Here is a 22,342-nt window from a genome sequence, read left to right on the forward strand (position 1 = left end):
GGGAATGTCGACGACGGAGTCCGCGACCCGCCGCAAAGATCCGGCGAGGAAGGAGCGCATCGCCCGCGCGGCGATCGCCGTCGTCGGTGAGCGCGGTATCGAGAAGCTCACCCACCGTGCCGTCGCGGCCGCGGCCGACGTGCCGCTGGGCTCCACGACGTACTACTTCCGCACCCTTGACGACCTGCTGGCCGAAGCCCTGCGGCACTCCGCGCAGGACGACGTCGCCGAGCTGCGCGCCTGGGCCGATGCGATCGACGGCGGCGCCGAGCTGGCCACGGCGCTCGGTGACCTGGTGCTGCGCTACCTCGGCCCGGAGCGCACCCGGACCGTCGTGCAGCACGAGCTCTACATCGCCGCGTTGCACCGTCCGGCCCTTGCGCATGTCAGCACCGAATGGGATGCGGCACTGGTCGAGCTGTTCACCTTCTATACCGATCCCGTTACCGGGAGGGCACTTTCGGCGGTTTTCTGCGGCCTGCTGCTGCAGGGCATCGTCCGCGAGTCGGTGCCGAGTCGAGACGAAATCGAAACCACTTTTCGGCGAGTGCTGCTGCCGACCGAAAATCGCTGATACGGCAACGTTTTTCGGCTCGCCGCCAGGACCGTCACCGGCGGATTTCCCATCGATTTCGGAAAACCGATCAGTTGATCTCATGAGTGCTGCGGGTGAACAATGGTCCGTAGCGATCCGTTTCACCGTCGCCCACCGGGTGACCGGGCAGGCAATGTCGTCTCAGTAGTGTCGTCGAGCCAATGTCCGGGCTTCGTCGGGTTCCTACCGGCGGAGTGCATCGCCCGGTGATTCGCCGGTGTACGACGGACATTGCCGCGTCGGGGCGTGGCTCGCTCCCAGCAGGACAAACTGATGATCAACACATTCTCAGTGGGGTGAGACCGTGGGCTATCACAACGAAGATCGTGAACTGGTGCCGTTGAAGTCCGATTTCGACACCGTCTGGTACGGCTACCGCCGCTCCCAGGTGCGTTTCTACATCCAGCAGACCGACGCCGAAGTGCGGATGCTGACCGAGGATCGGGACTCCGCGCTCAGCCAGGTCAGCGACCTCTCCGCGCAGCTCGATCAGGCGCGTTCGGAGATCGAGGCCCTGCGCGCCCAGTTCGACGAGGTGTGCCGCTCGCCCATCGAGGAGGCCGGTCTGTCCGATCGGCTGCGCCGGAGGGTGCGGCTGGCGCACGACGAGGCCGAGGAGGTCGTCTCCTCCGCGCAGGCCGCCGCCGAGCACGAATGGGCTCGTGCCGAGCAGTCCGCCGCCGAACTGCGCGCCCGCTACGAGAACCTCGTAGCGGAGGCCGACCAGTGGCGCAGGCAGTCCGAGACGCAGCGCAACGAGGCGCTCGCCGAGACGCGGCGCGACATCCAGCGCATGGCGCGGGAGGCCGAGGCGCACCGGCGCAAGCTCGACCACGACGCCGAAGCGCGCCGCACCCAGGTGGAGAGGGACTTCGAGATCTCCATGGCGGCCCGGCGCGACGAGGCCAATCGGGTGCAGGCGGAGCGCGAGCAGCGCAGCCGCGACGAGGCGCAGCGCCGCGTCCTGGAAGCGACCGCCGAGGCCGAGCGCCGCATCCGGCGTGCGAACGAGCACTCCGACGCGATGCTGCTGATGCGCCAGGACCTGGCGAAGCGGGTGCGCGCGGCGCAGCAGATCATGGGCGACGCGGAGCCGTTCCTCAGCGATGTCGAAGCCGGGACGATGAGCGATTCCTCCGATGCGTACGCGGCAGGCGTCGTGCACGGCGGCCTGCTCGACAACGACCCGGACGTCGAGGTCCCGCGCCAGCGCACCAAGCCGGCCGCGGCCGAAGCATCCGAGGCGGAAGAGGCGGTGGCCGAAGCCGTCACCGGCTGACCCGCCGTTCGGCGACGGGGTGAACGGGCCGTTCGGTCGAACGGTCCGTTCACCCGGCCCGCACGGGCTACCGTCCCGGTCCGATCCGCATTAGGTTGGTCGCTGCCGGTGATCAGCGGGAGGGGCGCGGATGCGGATTCGAGGTTGGCTGGCGGTTCTTGCGGCGGGCTGCATGCTGCTCGCGGGCGTGCCGGTCGCGGGCGCGCAGACCCCGCCGGACGAGGTGCGTTCCAGGCTGGACGCGGTCCCGGGGTTGACGGTGCTCGGTGAGCGCCCGACGGAGCCGGGCTTCCGGCTGTTCGATCTCACCTACGCTCAGCCCACCGATCACCGCGATCCGGGGGCGGGCGGGTTCCAGCAGCACCTCACGCTGCTGCACCGGAACTTCGATCGGCCCACGGTCGCCTACACCACCGGCTACAACCTGCCTTCGGTGGCCACCCGCACCGAGCCGACGCGGCTGCTCGACGGCAACCAGGTCGCCCTGGAACACCGTTTCTTCACCCCGTCGCGCCCCGACCAGCCGGACTGGACGGACCTGAACATCTGGCAGGCCGCCACCGACCAGCACCGCGTCATCGAGGCGCTGCGCGCGGTCTACGCCGACCGCTGGGTCACCACCGGTGCCAGCAAGGGCGGTATGACGGCCGTCTACCACCGCCGCTTCTACCCCCGCGACGTCGACGCGACCATCGCCTACGTCGCGCCGAACGACGTCGTCAACGAGCGGGACCGCTACGACGAATTCCTCAACACCGTCGGCGACGAGTCCTGCCGTGCGGCGCTGACCGCCGTGCAGCGGGACGCGCTGACCCGGCGCACCGAGCTGCGGGACCGGTACGCGGCCTACGCCGCCGCGGAAGGACTCACCTTCGACCGCATCATCGGCGACGTGGACCGGGCGCTGGAGGCCGTGGTCGTGGACGCGCCGTTCGCGTTCTGGCAGTATCGCGGGCCGCAGGACTGCGCGAAGATCCCGGCACCCGGCGCGAGCCTCGACGAGCTGTGGACGTTCTTCGAGGAGACCTCGCAGTTCGATTCGTACACGGATCAGGGGCTCGACTCGTACGTGCCGTACTACTACCAGGCGGGCACGCAGCTGGGCTGGCCCGACGTGTCCGATGAGCCGTTGGCCGACCTGTTGCACCACCGCAAGATCGGGGAACCGCGCAACTTGGTGCCGCACGAGATCGACATGAGCTTCCGGCCGGGCGCGATGGCCGACGTGGCCGCGTGGATCGCTTCGCAGGGCTCGGAGCTGATGTTCGTCAACGGCGCCGCCGACCCGTGGAGCGCGGAACCGTTCCGTCTCGGTCCGGGCACCCGCGACTCCTACGACTACCTGGTGCCCGGCGGCAACCACGGTTCGAAGATCGAGGACCTCCCCGCGCCCGAACGAGCCGAAGCCGAGGCCACCGTGCGCCGCTGGGCAGGAGTCGACCAGACCCCCGCTCAGCTCCACGCCACGCTGGACCGCGACGACCTCACCCGCACGCCACCCCGCCTGCCCTGAGCACCATCACCAGACCATGTGCGGTTCCGCGCAGATCAAGTCCGGCCCACCAGCGGCCGAGCCGCGAAGGTCCGCGAAGCAAGCCCACCCAGCGGCCGAAGGCAGCCCTTGCGGCGTAGCCGAATCCTTGCGGCCGAAGGCCGTGCCTGTATGTGCGAAGCGCATAGCCCACGTCAAGAAGCCGACCACCGGCGGGTTCTCAGTTGGTCTCTCGCGAGGACGGCTTTTTCCCTCGTGGCGGAGCCACTAGGGAAAAAGATCCCGCAGCGAGAGACCAACTGAGGTTCCGCCACCCGCCCCCCAAGGACGAACGAGCCCTCAAGCAGCCCGACGTGCAGCGAAGCGGTCGTAGGTGGTCATGAGGAATCGGTGCGCAGGGCGTTCCACGAGCTTGGTGAGCGCCCAGCCGAGCAGCACGCCGTTGACCAGGAACGCCACGGTCTGCAACGTCGGTCCCACGCCGAGGTCCTGCAGCAGGCGGGAGACCACGTAGCCGAGGGTCTGGTGCATCAGGAACACGCCGTAGGAGATGCCCGCGAACCACTGGATCGGGCGCCGCGCCCACTGGGGGATGACCCGGTTCCAGTCCGGCCCGCGCGCGGTCAGCGCGACCACGAGCATGCCGACGCAGACCGCGACGGTCGAGCCCCAGTCGGCGACCAGGCCTTCCGGTGTCTCGGCGTAGTTGTGCAGCGCTTGGCCGAGCATGCAGGCCGCCAGCAGCAGGGCGAAGTGCGGCGTCTTGATGCGCTTGGTCGACCACAGCCAGATCGCCACGCCCACCACGAACAGGTGCCAGCGGTGCATTCCGATGCCGTCGACCACGGTCCGGTACCACTCCGGCGGCTGGGTCACGCGCAGCGGCCATTGCGCGGCCGGGATCAGCACGGCGGTCCACAGCACCAGCAGGATGCGGCGGCCGTGCCCGTAGCGGCTCGCGTACAGCATCGCCGCGGCGCTGAATCCCATCAGCTGCAGCGGCACCGTCCAGTGCGAGCCGTCGATGTAGAAGTACTCGGACGGCCGCCAGTTCCACAGCATGAGCAGGTTCGCGGCCAGGTCGGTTCCGGTCGGGTCGAACCAGCCCTCGATCGGCAGCAGGCTGATGCCCAGGTAGATCACCAGGACCGCGGCGAGGAACGGCGGTAGCAGTCGCGCGATCCGCCCCCACCAGTACCGCAGCAGGGTGCCGCGGCCGATCGTCACGCACGCGAAGTACGCGGAGATCACCAGCAGCAGGCTCGCGCCGACCTGGTAGGGGAAGACGATGTTGCGCGGGATCAGCTCGGGGTGCAGGTAGACGCTCAGGAACGTCGCGTGGTACAGCATCACGAGTCCCACGCAGCCGGCCCGTACGACGTCCCAGCTGATCTTCCGATTGCTCCGCGTGCCCGAGTGAGCTCGTGCGGGCGCAGTGGTTCCTTCAGGCACGGTATTACGTTACCAATCGCCGTTTTCATCGTTGTGACCCAACCGCAGGACAGCGGCCACCCGTCCGAGTGATCAAGGCCATGCTCGAGAGCTGTTGACCTCCACCGCACTGGAAGTCCGAGGCTGATGGGGTCATGGGCTCATCCCCTGGCCGGGTGAACCGTGGCAGACGGTGAACAGAGCATCAGGCGTGTGCCGAGCGCACGCCGGACGGGAGACCAATGGCTCAGTACGTGCTGCCCGAGTTGGATTACGACTACGCGGCGCTGGAGCCCGCGATCTCGGGTGAGATCAACGAGCTGCACCACAGCAAGCACCACGCGACTTATGTGAAGGGCGCCAACGACACGATCGAGAAGATCGCGGAGGCGCGGGACAAGGGTGACTTCGGTTCGATCGTGGGGTTGGAGACGACCCTGGCGTTCAACTTGGCGGGGCACTCGCTGCACTTGGTGTGGTGGAAGATCCTGTCGCCGAACGGGGGCGACAAGCCGACGGGTGAGCTGGCGGCGGCGATCGATCAGGACTTCGGGTCGTTCGACAAGTTCCGGGCTCAGCTGGAGGCGGTGTCCACCACGATCCAGGGCAACGGCTGGGGCGTGCTGGCGTGGGACCCGGTGGGTCAGCGGTTGATCACGCAGCAGTTGCGTGATCACCACTCGAACCTGTCGATCGCCACGACGCCGCTGCTGGTGTTCGACATCTGGGAGCACGCGTACTACCTGCAGTACAAGAACGTGAAGGCGGACTACGTCAAGCAGTTGTGGAACGTCGTGAACTGGGACGAGGTCGGCAAGCGCTTCGCCGACGCCCGCGCCGGCTACAACGGTCTGCGCCTGCCCACCGCCTGAGGCGCTTCCCCGGCCTGCTCACGGGGTCGGGTGGCGGAACCTCAGGTGCTTCCTCGTTGCGGGATCTTTTTCCCGAGTGCTCCGCCACGAGGGAGAAGCCGTCCTCGCGAGGAAGCACCTGAGAACCCGCCGGTGGTCGGCTCGCTCGGGTGGTCGCCGCTCATCGGCGTCGCCGCTGACAAGACCAGGATCAGAGCCGGGCTTTTGGACCCGCACCGCCGGGCGGCTCCCGGCTGCCTGGTTCAGGCGTTCGAGGCCACTCGGTGTTCGGGGGCGGGGGAGGTGGCCGCGCGTCGGAACTCGCTCGGGTTGGTGCCCCGGATTCGTTTGAAGGCCGCGCTGAATCCGAACGGGTCCGAGTAGCCCACGGTGCGGGCGACGTCCGCGATCGTCACGGCCTCCTTCTCGGCCAGCAGGTCCGCCGCGAGCGTCATCCGCAAGCGGGTCAGGTAGGTCAGCGGTGGTTCGCCGACCAGGTCGGCGAACCGCTTGGCCAGTGTCGAACGGGACACGCCGGTGCGGTCGGCCAGGGCGCCGACCGTCCACGGTGCCGCCGGTTCGGCGTGCAGCAGGCGCAGCGCGTCGCCGACCACCGGGTCCCGCTGGGCGGCCCACCAAGCCGGAGGCTCCCCACCGGGCCGGTCGAACCATTCGCGCAGCGTGCACACCAACATCCAGTCCAGCAGCCGGTCGAGCACGACCTGCTGGCCGGGGGCGTCGACGGCGACCTCGGCGGCGAGGTGCTCCAGCACCGGATCGGCGGTGCCCCCGGCGTCGACGCGCAGCACGACGGGCAGCGCGTCGAGCAGCCGGCGGCTCAGCTCGCCGCGCACCGGATAAGCCCCGACGATCAAGGTCGTCGACTCGGCGCCGGTGTCCTCGCCGGGGTCGTTCCACCCGAGCCGGTGCCGGGTCCCGCCTTGCTCCGGTGTCGCGCAGTCTTCGCCGCACTCGATCGGTTCAGCGGCGGTGCCGACCTCGTTGACGAAGGTGAAGGCGGTGGGGCCGCGCACGATGATCGTGTCTCCGCTGCGCAGCGGTTCGGGCGGGCGGCCGTCCGGCACGATCCAGCCCGACCCGGTGAGCGCGGTGCACAAGGTCAGCGGTGCACCATCCACGAAGCTCAGCGCCCACGGCGGAGTCAACGTGGTGCTGCCGAACAACGAGCCGTGAGCCCGCACCCCGCGGATCAGATCACTGAAGGCGTCCACCTCCGCGAGGTTAGACGAATGCACAGGCGATCCGGCTTCTCGCCTATGGGATTGTCCGATCCGCCGGTGTTGACTCGATGTCATGAGCAACGACACCACTCTGGTCCTCGGCGCGACGGGGAAGACCGGCCGACGGGTCATCGCGCGGTTGCGGCTGCGCGGAACGCCGGTGCGCGCCGCGTCCCGCTCCAGCGAGACCCGGTTCGACTGGTCCGACCCCGGCACCTGGGACGCCGCGCTGCGGGGCGTCGCCGCCGTCTACGTGGTGGCGCCGGCCGTGCCCGGCCCGGTGCACGAGTTCACGGCGCGCGCCGAGGCCGCCGGGGTGCGGCGGCTGGTCCTGCTCTCCGGGCGCGGCGCCGACACCTGGGGCGACTCCTCGTTCGGCCTCGACATGCGTTCCGCTGAGGACGCCGTGCGCGGTTCGGCGCTGGAGTGGACCGTGCTGCGGGCGTCGAACTTCGCGCAGAACTTCGACGAGGAGGTCTTCCACGCCCCGCTGCTCGCGGGGGAGCTGGCGACGCCGGCCGGCGCGGTTCCCGAGCCGTTCATCGACATCGACGACGTCGCCGACGCGGCGGCCCTGGTGCTCAGCGAGCCGGGTCGGCACGCCGGGCGGATCTACGAACTGACCGGCCCGCGTCCGATCCTCTTCGAAGAGGCCGTCGAACTGATCGCCCGCGGGTCCGGGCGGCCGCTCACCTACCGGAAGATCTCCCCGGACGAATACGCCGCGACGTTGGTCCGGGACGGGTTGAGCGAGGACGACGCCCACCACGTCGCCGAGATGTTCGTGCTGATGGAACGCGGCGTGCTCGCCACGACGACGGAGGACCTCGCCGCCTTGCTGGGGCGGGCGCCGCGGACTTTCGAGGACTACGTCGTGCGAGCCGCGGCCGCGGGCGCCTGGCGGCGGTGACCGCCCGGCGGAGCCGATCACCTCGACCGCCGTTCGCGGAACAGCAGCCGCGGAACGTGCAGCTACTCCGGAATTTCCCGCATCTGATCGAAAGGCCATGATGACCACCGACAACAGTTCGCTGACCGCTCAGGACATCGAGTTCCTCCGGCGCCCCCTGCACGGCTTCCTGTCCGTGGCCGGTGGGCCGCTGCCGCCGCAGCCTCGGCCCGTGTGGTTCGAGGTCACCGACGAAGGCACGATCCAGCTGTTCAACGATCCGAAGTCGCTCAAGGTGCGGCGCTTGCGCGAGGATCCGCGCGCGTCCCTCGTCGTCGCCGCCCCGACGGGCGAACGCGAGCACTGGGTGTCGGTCGCGGGCCGCGCCACGTTGGAATCCGACGGCGGCTACGACCTGTGCGCCCGACTCGGCGCTCGCTACTGGGATCTCGACGACCCGGTTCGCGCCAAGGAACTCGCCGGGATGCTCGCCGAGCACTGGGTCCGTGTCGTCATTCACCCGGAAAACGTGCGTCGCTTCCGCTTCGAGGGCTGAGGGGAACAGCGGAGCCGTGTCGCGGGTTGGGTGTGGTTGAGGGATCCACGATGTGAGGGAGCGGCATGGCGATCGAGATCGGGCGGTTCGGGTTGTGGACCGGGGCGCCCAGCTGGGACGGCGACACCGTCGAGCACCGGGAAGCCGTGGCGGAGATCGACGAACTCGGGTACGGGGCGTTGTGGCTCGGACTGGCTCCGGGGGATCTGCGGACGGTTCAGGCGCTGCTGGCCGCGACGAAGAAGCTGGTCGTGGCCACCGGGATCATCAACATCTGGGAGTACCCGGCCGCCGAGGTCGCCGCCGCCTACCAGCGGGTGGACCGGGTGCATCCGGGGCGCGCGCTGATCGGGATCGGCCCCAGCCACGCGCCGGTCGTGGAGAACAGCGGCCAGTCCTACGTCAAACCGTTCAGCAAACTGAAGTCCTATGTGGACGAACTTGACGCCGTCGAGGAGCCGCTGCCGTCGCAGGCGCGGGTGCTGGCCGCGCTCGGGCCGCGGGCGCTGGCGCTGGCGGGGGAGCGGGCGGCCGGTGCGCACCCGTATCTCACGACGCCCGAGCACACCGCGGTCGCGCGCGAAGTCCTCGGCGACGGCCCGCTGCTGGCGCCGGAGCAGAAGGTGGTGCTGGAGACCGACCCGGCCGAAGCCCGCGAGATCGCCCGCGACCGGACCGGGCCGTACCTGCAGCTGCCGAACTACCTGAACAACCTGCGACGCCTCGGCTACACCGACGAGGACTTCGCCGACGGCGGCAGCGACCGGCTCATCGACTCCCTGGTCGCGTGGGGCGACGCGGACACCATCGCCGACCGGGTGCGGGCGCACCGCGACGCAGGCGCCGACCACGTCACCGTCCAGGTGCTGAGCCGGGGAAGCGACCTGCCTCGGTGGCAGTGGCGCGAACTCGCGCCTGCGTTGAAGGGCTGATCCCGCTCGGCGTCCCGTCGTCGTGGACGTGGCGGCGCGGTCTCAGCGCGGACGCGGCGGAGCCGGGGCCACCGGGTCACGTGACGTCCGGTGGCCCGAGACCCGGATGGGGCCGTGGCGCGGGATCACGTGACGTCCGGTGCCGTGATCCGTCCGATGATCGCGGCCCGTTCGCCGAGCGGATGGGACCGCATCGCGGTGAGGGCGGCCTGCGCTTGTGCGCCATCGACCACGACGACCGCGCGGCCCGCGCAGGCCACGTGCAGCGGGTCGATGTTGAGGAGTTCCGAAGCCGTGCGCACCCGGGCGCGGACCGGAATCGCGTTCTCCTCCAGTGCCATCGAGGTTCCGGAGGAGCGCGTGATCTCGTCGAGCACCGCGGCGACCCCGCCGCGCGCGGGGCAGCGCAGCGCGCGAACCCCGGACGCCGCCGCCAGCACCGGCTCGGCGAGGCCGTGCAGCGCGGCGGTGTCCGAGACGACGTCCGCCGCGGTCGACTGATCGTCTTGGCCGAGCAGCACGGCGACTCCGTGATCCCCTACCGGCCCGGTCACCAGGACCGCATCGCCCGGCCGCGCCCGCGAAACGCCCAGCCGGTGCGTGCCGTTGAGCGTCCCGACGCCGGTGGTGTCGATGCGGCAGCCGGTGGCCTCGCCCTTCGCCACGACGTCCGCGCCTCCGCTGACCAGCCGCATTCCCGCGTCGCCCGCCGCGTTGCCGATCGAACGCGCCACCCGCCGCAGATCGTCGACGGGGAAACCGTCCTCGACGACGAGCCGCACCACCAGATACCGGGGCGTGGCACCGGAAACCGCGAGGTCGTTCACGGTGCCGTGGACGGCCAGGTCGCCGATGTTCCCGCCGGGGAAGAACAACGGCGCCATGGCGAACGAGTCGGTGGTGACCGCGATCCGCCCGAGCGAGGCGTCCTCCGGTGGTTCCTCGCAGAACTCCACCAGCATCGATTCGATGAGGTCTCGTTGCGCCGCATCGCGGGAGACCCGAGGTTCCTGCCATTCGATGCGGGCGGAAGGCTTGGTCCGCGGTGTCATTCGCGCGCCACCTCGATTCCGTCGATGATCAGGACGGTGTGCGCTGCCAGCCTCGGTCCCCGCCCCGCCGCCCACAAATCGAGCCGCCCTCGTCCGCCTGAACGAGGGACGGCCGGGCCACCTCTCCAGAGTTTCCGGATCGCTATTTCCGCTTGCGCACCAACAAAACCGCGACCCGGGGAAATGTCCCCTCGGCCCGTTCCCGCCGGTCGAATGAGGAGTTCATCCGGTACCGCTTCTGGAGTCGAGGTCGCCTTTGACCGGTAGGGACATTCGCCTGAGGGGATTCGTCAGGTGATCAGGTCAGGACGACCAGCGGTAGCGGCGTTCGGGGCGGCCCGTGCCGCCGTAGCGGAGGCGGACTTCGGCGCGGCCGGTGTCGACGAAGTGCTCCAGGTACTTGCGCGCCGACACCCGCGACAGTTCCGCGAGACCGGCGCACTCGGTGGCCGAGAGGTCATCGCCGCTCGCCGCGGCCTCGCGCAGCACTCGCTCCACCACGGTCGCCGTCTCGCTCGCCACGCCTTTCGGCGTCGTCGCGGGACGCGACGGCGTGCCGAAGAGCCGGTCGATGTCCTGCTGAGCGGCGGGGGAGTCGCCCGGGAGTTCGCTGAGCCGGTCGTGCAGCGCCCGAAAGTGCTCCAGCTGCTCGCGCAGCGCGTCGAAGCTGAACGGCTTGATCAGGTAGTGCAGCGCGCCGCCGCGCACCGCGCCGCGCACCGTGTCCAGGTCGTGAGCCGCGCTGATGACCAGCACGTCCGGTTCCGCCGACGGCCGCGCGCCGGCGCGCATCGAGCGCAGCACGGCGAGCCCGTCCATGTCCGGCAGGTAGATGTCCAGCAGCACCAGCTCCGGGCGCAGCTCCTCCACCGCCCGCAGCGCGTCGGTGCCGGAGTGCGCGACGCCCACGACCTCAAAACCGTTGACCCGGCCCACGTAACCACTGTGGATCTTGGCGACCATGAAGTCGTCGTCCACCACCAGGACCTTGATCACGCGGGCACCTCCGTGTTCATCGGCAGCCGTGCGGTGAACACGGCGCCGCGTTCGTTGCGCACCTGCACGGAACCGCCCCGCCGGTGGCAGATCTGCCTGGTCAACGCCAAGCCCAGGCCGCGTTCCCCGTCCCTGGCCGCTTTGGTGCTGAACCCGTGCCGGAACACCTCCTCCACGATCTCCGGCGCCACGCCCGGGCCTGAGTCGCGCACCACCAGCGTCACCACGTCGCCCGCGTGCCGGATGTCCACTTCGATCAGGTTGGACGCGGCCGCCCCTTCGACCGCGTCCAAGGCGTTGTCCACCAGGTTCCCCAGCACCGTGGTCACGTCGGCCGACGACTGCTCGTCGACCTCGCCGAGCGCGCTGCCGTCGCTGAGCCGCAGGCCCACGCCGCGTTCGGCCGCCAGGCTCGCCTTCGCGACCAGCAGTGCCGCCGTCGCCGGGTCGGCGATGCGCGCCGCGACCTCCGACTGCCACTGCCCGCGAGTGTGGCTGACCCGGTCGACGAACCGCGCCAGCTCGTCGAATTCGCCGAGTTCGATGAGACCGGAGATGGTGTGCAGCCGGTTGCTGAACTCGTGCGCCTGCGCCCGCAGCGTGTCCGTGGTGGCACGGTGCGCGGCCAATTCCTGTTGCAGGTCAACGAGTTCGGTGCGGTCCCGCATGGTGACGACCGCGCCGACCGTGGAGATCGGCATCCGGTTCAGCACCACCACGCGTCCTCGGCGCAGCACGATCTGGTCTACGCCGCCGGTGCGGCCGGTGAGCACGTCCCGAGCCCGATCGTTGAGGTCCAGCTCGTCGATGTCCCGGCCCACGCAGTCCGCGGGCAGCGAGAGCAGCTCCCGCGCCTGATCGTTGACCAGGGTGATGCGGTTCTGCTGGTCCACGCCGAGCACGCCCTCGCGGATGCCGTGCAGCATCGCCTCCCGGTGCTCCACCAGGCGCGTGATCTCCTGCGGTTCCAGCCCGAGCGTCTGGTGCTTGACCCGCCGCGCCAGCAGGACCGACCCGGCCACGGCGAGGAACGTCGCGAACGACAGCAGCATCAGCGGATTTCCGGGTGCTCGCCGGACCCCGGCGAAGAAGTCCGGCGTCTCCCGCCCGGCCGCGGCGACGCCGACGATGCGCGCCCCCGCACCGATCACCGGCACGTGCGCCACCAGCGACTCCTTGCCATCGGCGCCGCGCACCTGGCCCACCCAGGCCCGGCCGTCGAGCACGGTGCTCGCACCGAGCGGCAGCAGCTGCCCGCGCTGACCGGGATCGGGCGAGGTCAACACCACGCCACGCGCATCGGTGATGATCACCTCGTCGGCGCCGGAGAGGCTGCGGGCGCTCTCGGCGAAGATCGGCAACCCGTCCCGGTCGAACGGGTCCTGCAGGTTCGACCGCACCCCTTCGGTCGCGGCGAGATCCTCGGCGACCGACAGCATCCGCCTGCCCTCGGTGGCTTGGAACGAGGAGTTGGACTGCGACACGGAGAACACCGCGATCGACGCCAGCAACACCAAGATGATCGCCAGCTGCCAACCGAGCAACTGCCGGGAAAGCGGTCCCCGCATGCCCCACCTCCCTCGCCGCATCGCGTGTGCCCCGCCTGACGCTAACCCCCTGACCAGCACAACCGTAAGCAGTCCCCACAGGACAAGTCACGAAGCGGGCCAGGAATCAGAAACTCCACGCAGAAGGATCTTCTGCCCGTTGCCCCAGGGCGATCTCCGCGACGTGCGCAGCGCGCATCTTCGGGACGTGCGCAGGACGAGCTTCGGGACGTGTGCGCAGCGCGCATCTCCGCGACGCGCGCAGGACGGCCTTTGCGCCGTGCGCAGGTGAATCTTTGGGACGTACGAGACGATCTTTTGATCAAGTGTCCGGTCAGCGGCGAAGCAGCTGACCGGCGACCGGCCTGAGCAGGCCGACCACCGGCGGGTTCTCAGCGGCTTCCTCGCGAGGACAGCGATTTCGCTGTGTGCGGCATACATGAGAAATCGATCCCGCAGCGGCGAAGCCGCTGAGTTCCCCACTACGCAGGCAGCACTGGAGACCGGCTCCAGTGACACAACGAACAAAAGCATCGTTACGTTCGCAAGGAGGACAACAAGAACTCCGTTGTGCAGCATGACTCGGGTCACGTTCCCACCACAACGGAGAGGCGGGATCCCCGTGCGCCTACGCAGCGCGCTGTCCGTGGTCGCGTCCCTGCTGCTCGTGCTGCTGGTGCCGCCACTGGTGAGCACCGGCTCCGGCGGCGAGACCGACCAGCAGATCCGCGGCCTGCGGATGCTGGTGCCGAACTCGCCCGGCGGCGGCTACGACATCACCGCCCGCACCGCCGTGAAGGCGATGGAGGACGCGAAGCTCAACGGCAACGTCGAGGTGTTCAACCTGCCCGGCGCGGGCGGCACCGTCGGGCTCGGCCGGGTCGTCAACGAACGCGGCAACGGCAAACTCGCCATGTCCATGGGACTCGGTGTCGTCGGCAGCGTCTACACCAACCACTCGCCGGTGACCTTGCAGGACACCACGCCCGTCGCGAAGCTCGTCGAAGAGCCCAACGTGGTCGTCGTCGCGAAGGACTCCCCGTACCGGAACTTCGGTCAGCTCGTCGAGGACTGGAAGCGCGACCCCGGCCAGACCCCGGTCGGCGGCGGCTCCTCGCCCGGCGGGCCGGACCACTTGGCGCCGATGCTGATGGCCAAGGCCATCGGGCTCAGCCCCAAGCAGGTCAACTACGTGCCGTTCGACGGCGGCGGGGAGCTGCTGGCCTCCGTGCTCGGCGGCAAGGTCGACTTCGGCGTCTCCGGCATCGGCGAGTACCGCGACCAGATCGAAGCAGGGGAACTGCGGGTCCTCGCCGTCACCGGGCCGGAACGACTGCCCAACGTGGACGCCCCGACGCTCACCGAGGCCGGATTGGACGTGAACTTCACCAACTGGCGCGGCATCGTCGCCCCACCCGGCATGTCCGACGCGGACCGGACCAAGCTCGTCGACCTGTTCACCCGCCTCAACGCCTCCCCGGAGTGGCAGGAGGCGATGCGGCGCAACGGCTGGACCCCGGCGTTCCAGCCCGGCCCGGAATTCGGTGAGTTCCTGCAACAGGAGAGCGACCGGGTCGTCTCGGTGCTCGAGGAGTTGGGATTGGCATGAACACCAACGGAGTTTCCCGGCGGCAATGGCTGCGGGAGCATTCCGAACTCGGCATCTGCGTGCTGCTGGCCGCGCTCGGAGTGGTCGTCCTCGTTGACACCGCCACCATCGCCACGGACTTCACCCAGCGCGGGCCGATCGGCCCGAAGACCGTGCCGACGATCGTCGGCGTGCTGCTGCTGATCGTGTCCGCACTGCTGGTCCGCGACGTGCTGCGCGGCGGTCGCGGTGCGGCCGAGGCCGGTGAGGACGTCGACCTGGACGCGCCCAGCGACTGGCGCACGGTGCTGCTGCTGACCGCGGCGTTCCTCGCGAACGCCGTCCTGATCAACGTCATCGGTTTCCCGCTGTCCGGGATGATCCTGTTCTGGGGCTCCGCCTACGCGCTGGGCAGCCGCAACCCCGTGCGCGACCCGCTGATCTCCGCGGTCCTGTCCGTCGGCACGTATGTCGTGTTCAACCACTTGCTCGGTGTGCCCCTGCCCGGCGGACCGCTGATGGGGGTGTTGTGACGTGGAATCCTCGTTCGACCTGTTGATGCAGGGGTTCGCCACCGCGCTGACCCCGATGAACCTGGTGTGGGCCGCGTTAGGCGTGCTGCTGGGCACCGCCATCGGCGTGCTGCCCGGCATCGGACCGGCGATGGCCGTGGCGCTGCTGCTGCCCGTCACCTACGCGCTGGAACCGACCGGGGCGTTCATCATGTTCGCCGGCATCTACTTCGGTGGGATGTTCGGCGGCTCCACCACCTCGATCCTGCTCAACACGCCAGGGGAGAGCGCCGCGGTCGTCGCGGCGATGGAAGGCAACCCGATGGCCCGCAAGGGCCGCGGGGCGCAGGCGCTGGCCGCCGCCGCCATCGGGCACTTCATCGGCGCCCTGATCGGCATCACGCTGCTCACGTTGCTGGCGCCGTCGGTCGCCTCGGTCGCGGTGAACATCGGTGCGCCGGACTACTTGGCGGTGATGGTGCTGGCGTTCATCGCCGTCACCTCGGTGCTGGGCAGTTCGCGGATCCGCGGGTTCGCCTCGCTGCTGATCGGCCTCACCATCGGGCTGATCGGACTGGACGAGATGACCGGGCAGCAGCGCCTCACCTTCGGGCTGCTCCCGCTGGCCGACGGCATCGACGTGGTGATCGTCGCCGTCGGGCTGTTCGCCATCGGAGAGTCGCTGTGGGTGGCCGCGCACCTGCGCCACACCTCCGGCAAGCCCATTCCGGTGGGAACGCCGTGGCTCGGCAAGGAAGATCTGCGCCGGTCCTGGAAGCCGTGGCTGCGCGGGCCGGTGATCGGGTTCCCGTTCGGCGCGATTCCCGCCGGTGGCGCGGAAATCCCCACGTTCCTGTCCTACGTCACCGAGAAGCGGTTGTCGCGCAACAAGGACGAGTTCGGCAAGGGCGCCATCGAAGGCGTCGCCGGCCCGGAGGCCACGGCCAGCGCCTCGGCCGCCGGGACGATGGTGTCGATGCTGACGCTGGGACTGCCGACCACGGCGGTCGCGGCGGTCATGCTCGCTGCGTTCCAGCAGTACGGCATCCAGCCGGGGCCGCTGCTGTTCCAGCGGGAGTCGGACCTGGTGTGGGCGCTGATCGCGAGCATGTTCATCGGCTCGGTGCTGCTGCTGGTGCTGAACCTGCCGCTGGCGCCGGTCTGGGCGAAGCTGCTGCAGATCCCGCGGCCGTACCTGTACGCGGGCATCCTGTTCTTCGCCAGCATCGGGGCCTACGCGGTCGGCGGGTCCTCTTTGGACTTGTTGGTGCTGTTCATCGTGGGCCTCATCGGTTTCGCCATGCGCCGCTACGGTCTTCCGGTGCTGCCCGCGATCATCGCCGTGATCCTGGGACCCACCGCGGAGCAGCAGATGCGCCGCGCATTGCAGATCAGTGACGGTCAGGTCACCGGTTTGGTCAACACGCCTTTCGCGATCACCGTCTACGCGGTGGTGCTGCTGATCCTGGCGTGGCCGCTGCTGGCCAGGCTGCTGCCCCGCCGCAAGTCCGCTGATCAGGAACGGGAGCGGGACGAGGACCGAGCGGAGGTCTGATCCCCCGGACGACCACCGCTCTCCGGCGGAGGTCCGCATCGCACCCCCCGGCCATGCGGACCTCCGTCACCCGCCCCACGTGATCACCGGAGGAACTAGACTCCGGCGGGTGGCCGAATACCGGATCGACGATCTAGCGCGCGCCGCGGGCACCACGGTGCGCAACGTGCGGGTTTACCAGGACCGGGAACTGCTTCCCGCCCCGCGCCGCGAGGGCAGGCTCGCGATCTACTCCGACGCCCACCTGGTGCGCCTTCGCATGATCATCAACATGCTGGAGCGCGGCTACGCCTTCGCGCAGATCAAGGAGATGCTCTCGGCCTGGGAGTCCGGGCGCAGCCTCGCCGAGGTGCTGGGCCTGGAAGAGGCCATGGGCGAGTCCTGGGCGGAGCAGGCGCCGCGGGTGTTCTCGCTGTCGCAACTGCGTGAGATGTTCCAGGGCCAGCTCAACCAAGCCAACATCCGCCGCGCTCTCGACCTGGGCCTGCTGGAACGCTGGGGCGCGCGGTTCGTCGCCCCCAGCCCGCAGCTGCTCGACGCGGGCAGCGAGCTCGTGCAGCTCGGGGTGCCGCTGGCGGACGTGCTGGACCTCGCCGAGCAGTTGCAGAGCGACGTGGACCACGTGTCCGAGACGCTGGTCTCCCTGGTCCGCACCCACGTCCTCGGAGATCCGTCCACAACGGTCTGGGACGAGTCCGAGGTGGAGCGCTACTCCGACGCGATCCAGCGGCTGCGGCCGCTGGCGATGTCGGCCCTCAACGCGGCGGCCGCCCGCTCCGCGGAACGAGTCATCCCGGAAATCCTCGGCGACAAGCTCGTCGGACTTCTCAAGATGAATCAGAACAACTCCTGAAAAGCGACCGCGCGGCACTCGTGGAGCGAGTGCCGCGCGGGTCGCGCAGGGTTCGGTGCCCGCCCGATCGGTCAGCGGTTGTTGAAACCGGCGCGGCGCAGCGCGTCGGCCATGGCTCCGCCCGCGGGAGCGGAGTCGCGGCCCTTGCGCTGACCGCCGCCCTTCTGGTTACCGGCCTGGCCGCCGTTGCCGCCCTTGCCGTTGCGGTCGGCGCCGGGCCGTCCGCCACCGCTGCGGCCACGGTTGCCCTCACCGCGTTCACCGCGCTCGGCACCGGCCTCGTCGTCCAGCCGCAGCGTCAGCGAGATCCGCTTCCGCGCGACGTCCACGTCGAGGACCTTCACCTTCACCACGTCACCCGACTTCACCACGTCGTGCGGATCGTTGACGAAGTTCTTCGACATCGCCGAGACGTGCACCAGACCGTCCTGGTGCACGCCGACGTCGACGAACGCGCCGAACGCGGCCACGTTGGTGACGACACCTTCCAACCGCATGCCCGGCTTCAGGTCGCCGATCTTCTCGACACCGTCGGCGAACGTGGCCGTCTTGAACGTCGGACGCGGGTCGCGCCCGGGCTTCTCCAGCTCCGAGAGGATGTCGGTGACCGTGGGCAGGCCCACCGAGTCGTCGACGAAGTCGGCGGGCTTGATCTCGCGCAGCACCCGGGTGTTGCCGATCAGCGAGCTCAGCTCGGCCCCGGCCGACTCCAGGATCCGGCGCACCACGGGGTAGGACTCGGGGTGCACGCTGGAGGAGTCCAGCGGATCGTCACCGCCGGGGATGCGCAGGAAGCCCGCGCACTGCTCGAACGCCTTCGGGCCGAGCCGCGCCACGTCCTTGAGCCCCGCGCGGGAACGGAACGGACCGTTGCCGTCGCGGTGCGCGATGATGTTCTCCGCGAGTCCTTCACCGATGCCCGAGACCCTGGTCAGCAGCGGTGCCGAGGCGGTGTTGACGTCCACGCCGACCGCGTTCACGCAGTCCTCCACCACCGCGTCCAGCGAACGGGACAGCTTCGTCTCGGTGATGTCGTGCTGGTACTGGCCGACGCCGATGGACTTCGGGTCGATCTTGACGAGCTCGGCCAGCGGGTCCTGCAGCCGCCGCGCGATGGACACCGCGCCGCGCAACGACACGTCCAGCTCCGGCAGTTCCCTGGACGCGTAAGCGGAGGCCGAGTACACCGAGGCGCCCGCCTCGGACACCGAGATCTTCGTCAGGCCGAGGTCCGCGTGCCGCTTGATGAGGTCGGCGGCGAGCCGGTCGGTCTCGCGGGACGCGGTACCGTTGCCGATCGCGACCAGGTCCACGTTGTGCTCGCGGACGAGCTTCTCCAGCGAAACGATCGCCTGGTCCCAGCGCTGCTGCGGCTGGTGCGGGTAGATCGTGTCGGTGGCCACCACCTTGCCGGTGCCGTCCACCACCGCGACCTTGACGCCGGTGCGGAAACCCGGGTCCAGGCCCATCGTGGCGCGCATCCCGGCTGGCGCGGCCAGCAGCAGGTCCCGCAGGTTCGCCGCGAACACCCGCGCCGCCTCGTCCTCGGCGGCCTGGCGCAGCCGCAGCCGCAGGTCGATGCCGAGGTGGGTCAGCACCCGGGTCCGCCACGCCCAGCGCACCACTTCGCCGAGCCAGCGGTCCGCGGGCCTGCCGAGGTCGGCGATCTCGAAGCGCCGCGCGATCTCCCGCTCGTACGGGGTCGGGCCGTCCTGCTCGGAACCATCGTCCGGTTCCATCGAGAGGTCCAGGACCTCTTCCTTCTCGCCCCGGAACAGCGCCAGGATGCGGTGCGAGGGCAGCGCCGTGAACGGTTCGTCGAACTCGAAGTAGTCCGCGAACTTCGCGCCCTCGTCCTGCTTGCCCTCGCGGACGCGGGAGACGACCCGGCCGTTCGACCACATGCGTTCGCGCAGCTCACCCACCAGGTCGGCGTCTTCGGAGAAGCGCTCGACGAGGATCGACCGCGCCCCTTCCAGCGCCGCGGCCGCGTCGGCGACTCCCTTGTCCGCGTCGACGAACTCGGCCGCGCGGGCCTGGGGGTCCTGGCCAGGGTCGGTCAGCAGCAGATCCGCCAGCGGTTCGAGGCCCGCTTCGCGCGCGATCTGGCCCTTGGTGCGCCGCTTGGGCTTGTAGGGGAGGTAGATGTCCTCCAGCCGGGCCTTGGAATCGGCCGCGTTGATCCGGCCTTCGAGTTCGTCGTCGAGCTTGCCCTGGGAACGGATCGACTCCAGCACCGTGCTGCGTCGCTCCTCCAGTTCCCGCAGGTAGCGCAGCCGCTCCTCGAGGGTGCGCAGCTGCGCGTCGTCGAGCGCGCCGGTGACCTCCTTGCGGTACCGCGCGACGAACGGCACCGTGGCGCCGCCGTCGAGCAGGCCGACGGCAGCGTCGACCTGCCGCTCCCGCACGCCGAGCTCCTCGGCGATCCTCTGATGCACAGCCGTCGTCACGATGTTCTGACACCTTTCCTGATCTCCGCAGAACCGTCCGTGCATTCTGCCCGACGTCCCGATCCGGTCGGTTCGGTACACGCGTCGGCGTGTCGGCGCCCTCGTGCGCTGGTACGGAGTACCGCTGAACGGGTATTGCCGGGCGCGGAGTCATACGCTCGCAGCGGAGGTGGACGGTGGGTGCGGCGAACATCATGCGGGGAGTGAGAGGACGGCTGCCCCCCGAGACGACCAGCTTCATCGGCAGGCGCCGTGAACTCGCCGACGCCCGCAGGCAGATGTACTCCGGCCGGCTGCTCACGCTGACCGGGCCGGCCGGGGTGGGCAAGAGCCGGCTGGCACTGCGCCTGGCGCGCAAGGTCCGCCGCGCGTTCCCCGGCGGAATCGTCCTTGTCAGCCTGGCCGACGTGCAGGACCCGGCGCTGCTGCCGCAGACGGTGAGCGCGGCCATCCACGGCCGTCCAGGGCCGGGCAGCCCGGTCGAGGACCCCGTCGGCCGCGTCCGCGAGGAGCGGCTGTTGCTCGTCCTCGATGACTGCGACCACGTGCTCAAGGCCGTGGCCGAGCTGGCGCGCAGGTGGCTGACCGAACACGTCGAAGTGCACATCCTCGCGACCAGCAGGCAGGTGCTGGGCGTCGCGGGCGAGCGGGTGCTGCCGGTCGCGCCGCTGTCGCTGCCTTCGCAGGCGGTTCCCGCCGACCGCGCCCACACCTACGTGTTCGCCGACGCGGTCAGCCTGTTCACCGATCGGGCGGCTTCGGTCGTGCCCGGTTTCGCCCTCGACGAGACCAACCGGGAGACGATCTGGCGGATCTGCCGCCGGGTCGACGGCATGCCGCTGGCCATCGAGCTCGCCGCCGCGCAACTGCGGGACTCCTCGCTCGACGACGTCCTCAATCGGCTCGACGAGCGGTTCGCGCTGATCACCAGCGGTGGCCGGTCGTCCCGCGCTGAGGCGATGGAGGAATCGATCGGCTGGAGCTTCGGGCTGTGCACCGCGCAGGAACGGCTGTTGTGGACGCGGCTGTCCTGCTTCGTCGGTGAATGGGACCTGGCCGCGGCCCAAGCGGTGTGCGCCGACGACTCGCTCACACCGGAGGAGATCGCCGAGTCCCTGGACGTGCTGGTGTCCAAGTCCGTGGCGGTGCGGGAGTACGACGAGAACGGCGGCACCGACTACTTCCGCATGTTCGACAGCATTCGCGAGTACGGCCTGACCCGGCTCCGCGCCGCCCACCAGGAGACGGCGACGCGTGAGCGGCACGCCGCCTACTTCCACGAGCTCGCCGACCGCTACAGCCGCGAGGTGTTCGGGCCGAAGCAGCTGGAGTGGGTGCACCACATGATCCACCTGCATCCGAACCTCCGGCAGGTGCTGGAACGGGACCTGGAGGGGAGCGACCGGGCGGTGACGGCGCTGGCGACGGGGGCGAAGCTGTGGTCGCTCTGGTTCTCCGGCAACGCGTTGCGGGAGGGCTACGAGTGGTTGACGCGGTCGCTGGCGCAGGTTCCGCAGCAGATCCCGGAGCGCGCCGACGGCCTGAGCGTGGCCGCGTTCCTGGCCCTGCACGTGGAAGGGGCCGAGTCCCCGCACCCCATGCTGCGCGAGGCGCGCGCGATCGCCGACCACTACGGCCGAATCGGGTTGAGCGCACGCGTGGACGGCACCTACGGCATGGTCGCGATGCTCGCCGGTCGGCTGGACGAGGCCTCCGAAGCGCTGGAACGCGCCGCGACCGGGCACAAGGCGACCGGCGACCCGTACGGCTATGTGAACGCGACGATCCTGCTCGCGTGCTTGGGCTTCTACCGAGGAGATGGCAGCGGCACCGAGGCGGCGGCGGATTCCCTGCGGTTGTGCGAGACCTACGGGGCGACGTGGACCAAGTCCTACGCGCTGTGGGCCGTGGCGCTGCACCGCTGGCGCGGGGGGGACCACCGCGAGGCCACTTTGTTGATCCAGCAGGCGATCCGGTTGCAGCAGCTCGCGCGGGACATGGCCGGGCTCGGGGTGTACCTGGAGGTGTTGTCGTGGTGCGCGACGACGATCGGCCAGCCGCAGCGCGCCGCGCGCCTGATGGGGGCCTCGAGCGCGCTGCGCAAGGCCAACGGCGGCGAGATGGGCGAATCGGTGTACTTCGACGACTACGACTCGGTGGCGATGGGGTGGGCTCGGCGGGAGATCGGGGACGAGCGGTTCCAGGCCGCTTACGACGAGGGCGCCGGTTGGGAGCTGCCGGAGATGGTCGGCTACGCACTGGAGAAGGGGACCTCGCGCCCGGAGTCCGGTCCGGAAGTCGCCGCCAGGGGCGGCGGGTTCACCCCGCGCGAGATGGAGACGGCCGTGCTCCTGTCCGCGGGTGTGAGCGGCCCGGAGATCGCCGACCGGCTCGGCATCGCGCCGCACACGGCGGAGGTCGAGGCCGACCAGGTGCTGGAGCGCCTCGGTTTCCGCGACCGGGAGGGCATCGTCGGCTGGGTGCAGCGGCGTACTTCGTAGCCGGGACCGTGCGTTAGGGTGA

The 22,342-nt window shown here is 69.9% G+C and carries 18 protein-coding genes; 12 read left to right on the top strand and 6 right to left on the bottom strand.

The window, feature by feature from the left end:
- Positions 1-4 precede the first annotated feature (4 nt).
- From H2Q94_RS09290 to H2Q94_RS09300, 3 genes are all read left to right on the top strand, one after another.
- The gene (locus H2Q94_RS09290) at positions 5-574 is read left to right on the top strand and encodes a TetR/AcrR family transcriptional regulator (protein WP_243793951.1); all 570 of its coding nucleotides are present in this window, start codon (positions 5-7) and stop codon (positions 572-574) included.
- Between the two features lie 325 nt (positions 575-899).
- Positions 900-1,874 (top strand): coiled-coil domain-containing protein, encoded by a 975-nt coding sequence (locus H2Q94_RS09295; RefSeq protein WP_243793952.1) that lies wholly within the window; start codon positions 900-902, stop codon positions 1,872-1,874.
- Between the two features lie 130 nt (positions 1,875-2,004).
- On the top strand, positions 2,005-3,387 hold the full coding sequence (locus H2Q94_RS09300; RefSeq protein WP_243793953.1) for a S28 family serine protease: 1,383 nt from the start codon (positions 2,005-2,007) through the stop codon (positions 3,385-3,387).
- Between the two features lie 318 nt (positions 3,388-3,705).
- Here H2Q94_RS09300 and H2Q94_RS09305 read toward each other — a convergent pair whose 3' ends face one another.
- Positions 3,706-4,818 carry an acyltransferase family protein gene (locus H2Q94_RS09305; protein WP_258718673.1) on the bottom strand — a complete coding sequence of 371 codons (1,113 nt, stop codon included), beginning with the start codon at positions 4,816-4,818 and terminating at the stop codon, positions 3,706-3,708.
- A 221-nt stretch (positions 4,819-5,039) separates the two neighbouring features.
- Here H2Q94_RS09305 and H2Q94_RS09310 point away from each other — a divergent pair, with 221 nt between their 5' ends.
- On the top strand, positions 5,040-5,669 hold the full coding sequence (locus H2Q94_RS09310; protein WP_184483219.1) for a superoxide dismutase: 630 nt from the start codon (positions 5,040-5,042) through the stop codon (positions 5,667-5,669).
- 242 nt (positions 5,670-5,911) lie between these two features.
- Here the strand turns inward: H2Q94_RS09310 and H2Q94_RS09315 are convergent, their stop codons facing one another.
- Positions 5,912-6,880 carry an AraC family transcriptional regulator gene (locus tag H2Q94_RS09315; RefSeq protein WP_243793955.1) on the bottom strand — a complete coding sequence of 323 codons (969 nt, stop codon included), beginning with the start codon at positions 6,878-6,880 and terminating at the stop codon, positions 5,912-5,914.
- A gap of 82 nt (positions 6,881-6,962) precedes the next feature.
- On the opposite strand from H2Q94_RS09315, the gene H2Q94_RS09320 reads away from it, so the two are divergent.
- The 3 genes from H2Q94_RS09320 to H2Q94_RS09330 all read left to right on the top strand — a co-directional run bounded on the left by H2Q94_RS09320 (position 6,963) and on the right by H2Q94_RS09330 (position 9,266).
- Positions 6,963-7,799: an NAD(P)H-binding protein gene (locus H2Q94_RS09320; RefSeq protein WP_243793956.1), complete on the top strand. Its 837-nt coding sequence runs from the start codon at positions 6,963-6,965 to the stop codon at positions 7,797-7,799.
- 100 nt (positions 7,800-7,899) lie between these two features.
- Entirely contained in the window at positions 7,900-8,334 is a 435-nt protein-coding gene (locus H2Q94_RS09325; RefSeq protein WP_243795624.1) for a pyridoxamine 5'-phosphate oxidase family protein, read from the top strand.
- 65 nt (positions 8,335-8,399) lie between these two features.
- Complete coding sequence (locus tag H2Q94_RS09330; protein ID WP_243793957.1) at positions 8,400-9,266, top strand: LLM class F420-dependent oxidoreductase; 867 nt, start codon at positions 8,400-8,402, stop codon at positions 9,264-9,266.
- Positions 9,267-9,391: 125 nt separating this feature from the next.
- Here H2Q94_RS09330 and hypE read toward each other — a convergent pair whose 3' ends face one another.
- From hypE to H2Q94_RS09345, 3 genes are all read right to left on the bottom strand, one after another.
- A complete protein-coding gene (hypE, locus tag H2Q94_RS09335) occupies positions 9,392-10,318 on the bottom strand; it encodes a hydrogenase expression/formation protein HypE (RefSeq protein WP_243793958.1) in 927 nt (308 codons plus the stop codon).
- A gap of 303 nt (positions 10,319-10,621) precedes the next feature.
- Complete coding sequence (locus H2Q94_RS09340; protein ID WP_243793959.1) at positions 10,622-11,314, bottom strand: response regulator; 693 nt, start codon at positions 11,312-11,314, stop codon at positions 10,622-10,624.
- Positions 11,311-12,882 carry a sensor histidine kinase gene (locus H2Q94_RS09345; RefSeq protein WP_243793960.1) on the bottom strand — a complete coding sequence of 524 codons (1,572 nt, stop codon included), beginning with the start codon at positions 12,880-12,882 and terminating at the stop codon, positions 11,311-11,313. Before H2Q94_RS09345 ends, H2Q94_RS09340 begins: the two co-directional genes overlap by 4 nt.
- 601 nt (positions 12,883-13,483) lie before the next feature.
- On the opposite strand from H2Q94_RS09345, the gene H2Q94_RS09350 reads away from it, so the two are divergent.
- From H2Q94_RS09350 to H2Q94_RS09365, 4 genes are all read left to right on the top strand, one after another.
- On the top strand, positions 13,484-14,470 hold the full coding sequence (locus H2Q94_RS09350; protein WP_243793961.1) for a Bug family tripartite tricarboxylate transporter substrate binding protein: 987 nt from the start codon (positions 13,484-13,486) through the stop codon (positions 14,468-14,470).
- Positions 14,467-14,982 (top strand): tripartite tricarboxylate transporter TctB family protein, encoded by a 516-nt coding sequence (locus H2Q94_RS09355; protein WP_243793962.1) that lies wholly within the window; start codon positions 14,467-14,469, stop codon positions 14,980-14,982. Before H2Q94_RS09350 ends, H2Q94_RS09355 begins: the two co-directional genes overlap by 4 nt.
- 25 nt (positions 14,983-15,007) lie before the next feature.
- Entirely contained in the window at positions 15,008-16,516 is a 1,509-nt protein-coding gene (locus tag H2Q94_RS09360) for a tripartite tricarboxylate transporter permease (protein ID WP_243795626.1), read from the top strand.
- A gap of 109 nt (positions 16,517-16,625) precedes the next feature.
- Positions 16,626-17,369, top strand: coding sequence for a MerR family transcriptional regulator (locus H2Q94_RS09365; protein ID WP_243793963.1), 744 nt, complete (start codon positions 16,626-16,628; stop codon positions 17,367-17,369).
- A 71-nt stretch (positions 17,370-17,440) separates the two neighbouring features.
- Here H2Q94_RS09365 and H2Q94_RS09370 read toward each other — a convergent pair whose 3' ends face one another.
- Positions 17,441-19,819, bottom strand: a complete 2,379-nt coding sequence (locus tag H2Q94_RS09370) for a Tex family protein (RefSeq protein ID WP_243793964.1) — start codon at positions 19,817-19,819, stop codon at positions 17,441-17,443.
- 176 nt (positions 19,820-19,995) lie between these two features.
- On the opposite strand from H2Q94_RS09370, the gene H2Q94_RS09375 reads away from it, so the two are divergent.
- Positions 19,996-22,320: an ATP-binding protein gene (locus tag H2Q94_RS09375; RefSeq protein WP_243793965.1), complete on the top strand. Its 2,325-nt coding sequence runs from the start codon at positions 19,996-19,998 to the stop codon at positions 22,318-22,320.
- Positions 22,321-22,342: the final 22 nt, after the last annotated feature.

The organism is Saccharopolyspora gloriosae (assembly GCF_022828475.1).
GTDB lineage: Bacteria > Actinomycetota > Actinomycetes > Mycobacteriales > Pseudonocardiaceae > Saccharopolyspora_C > Saccharopolyspora_C gloriosae_A.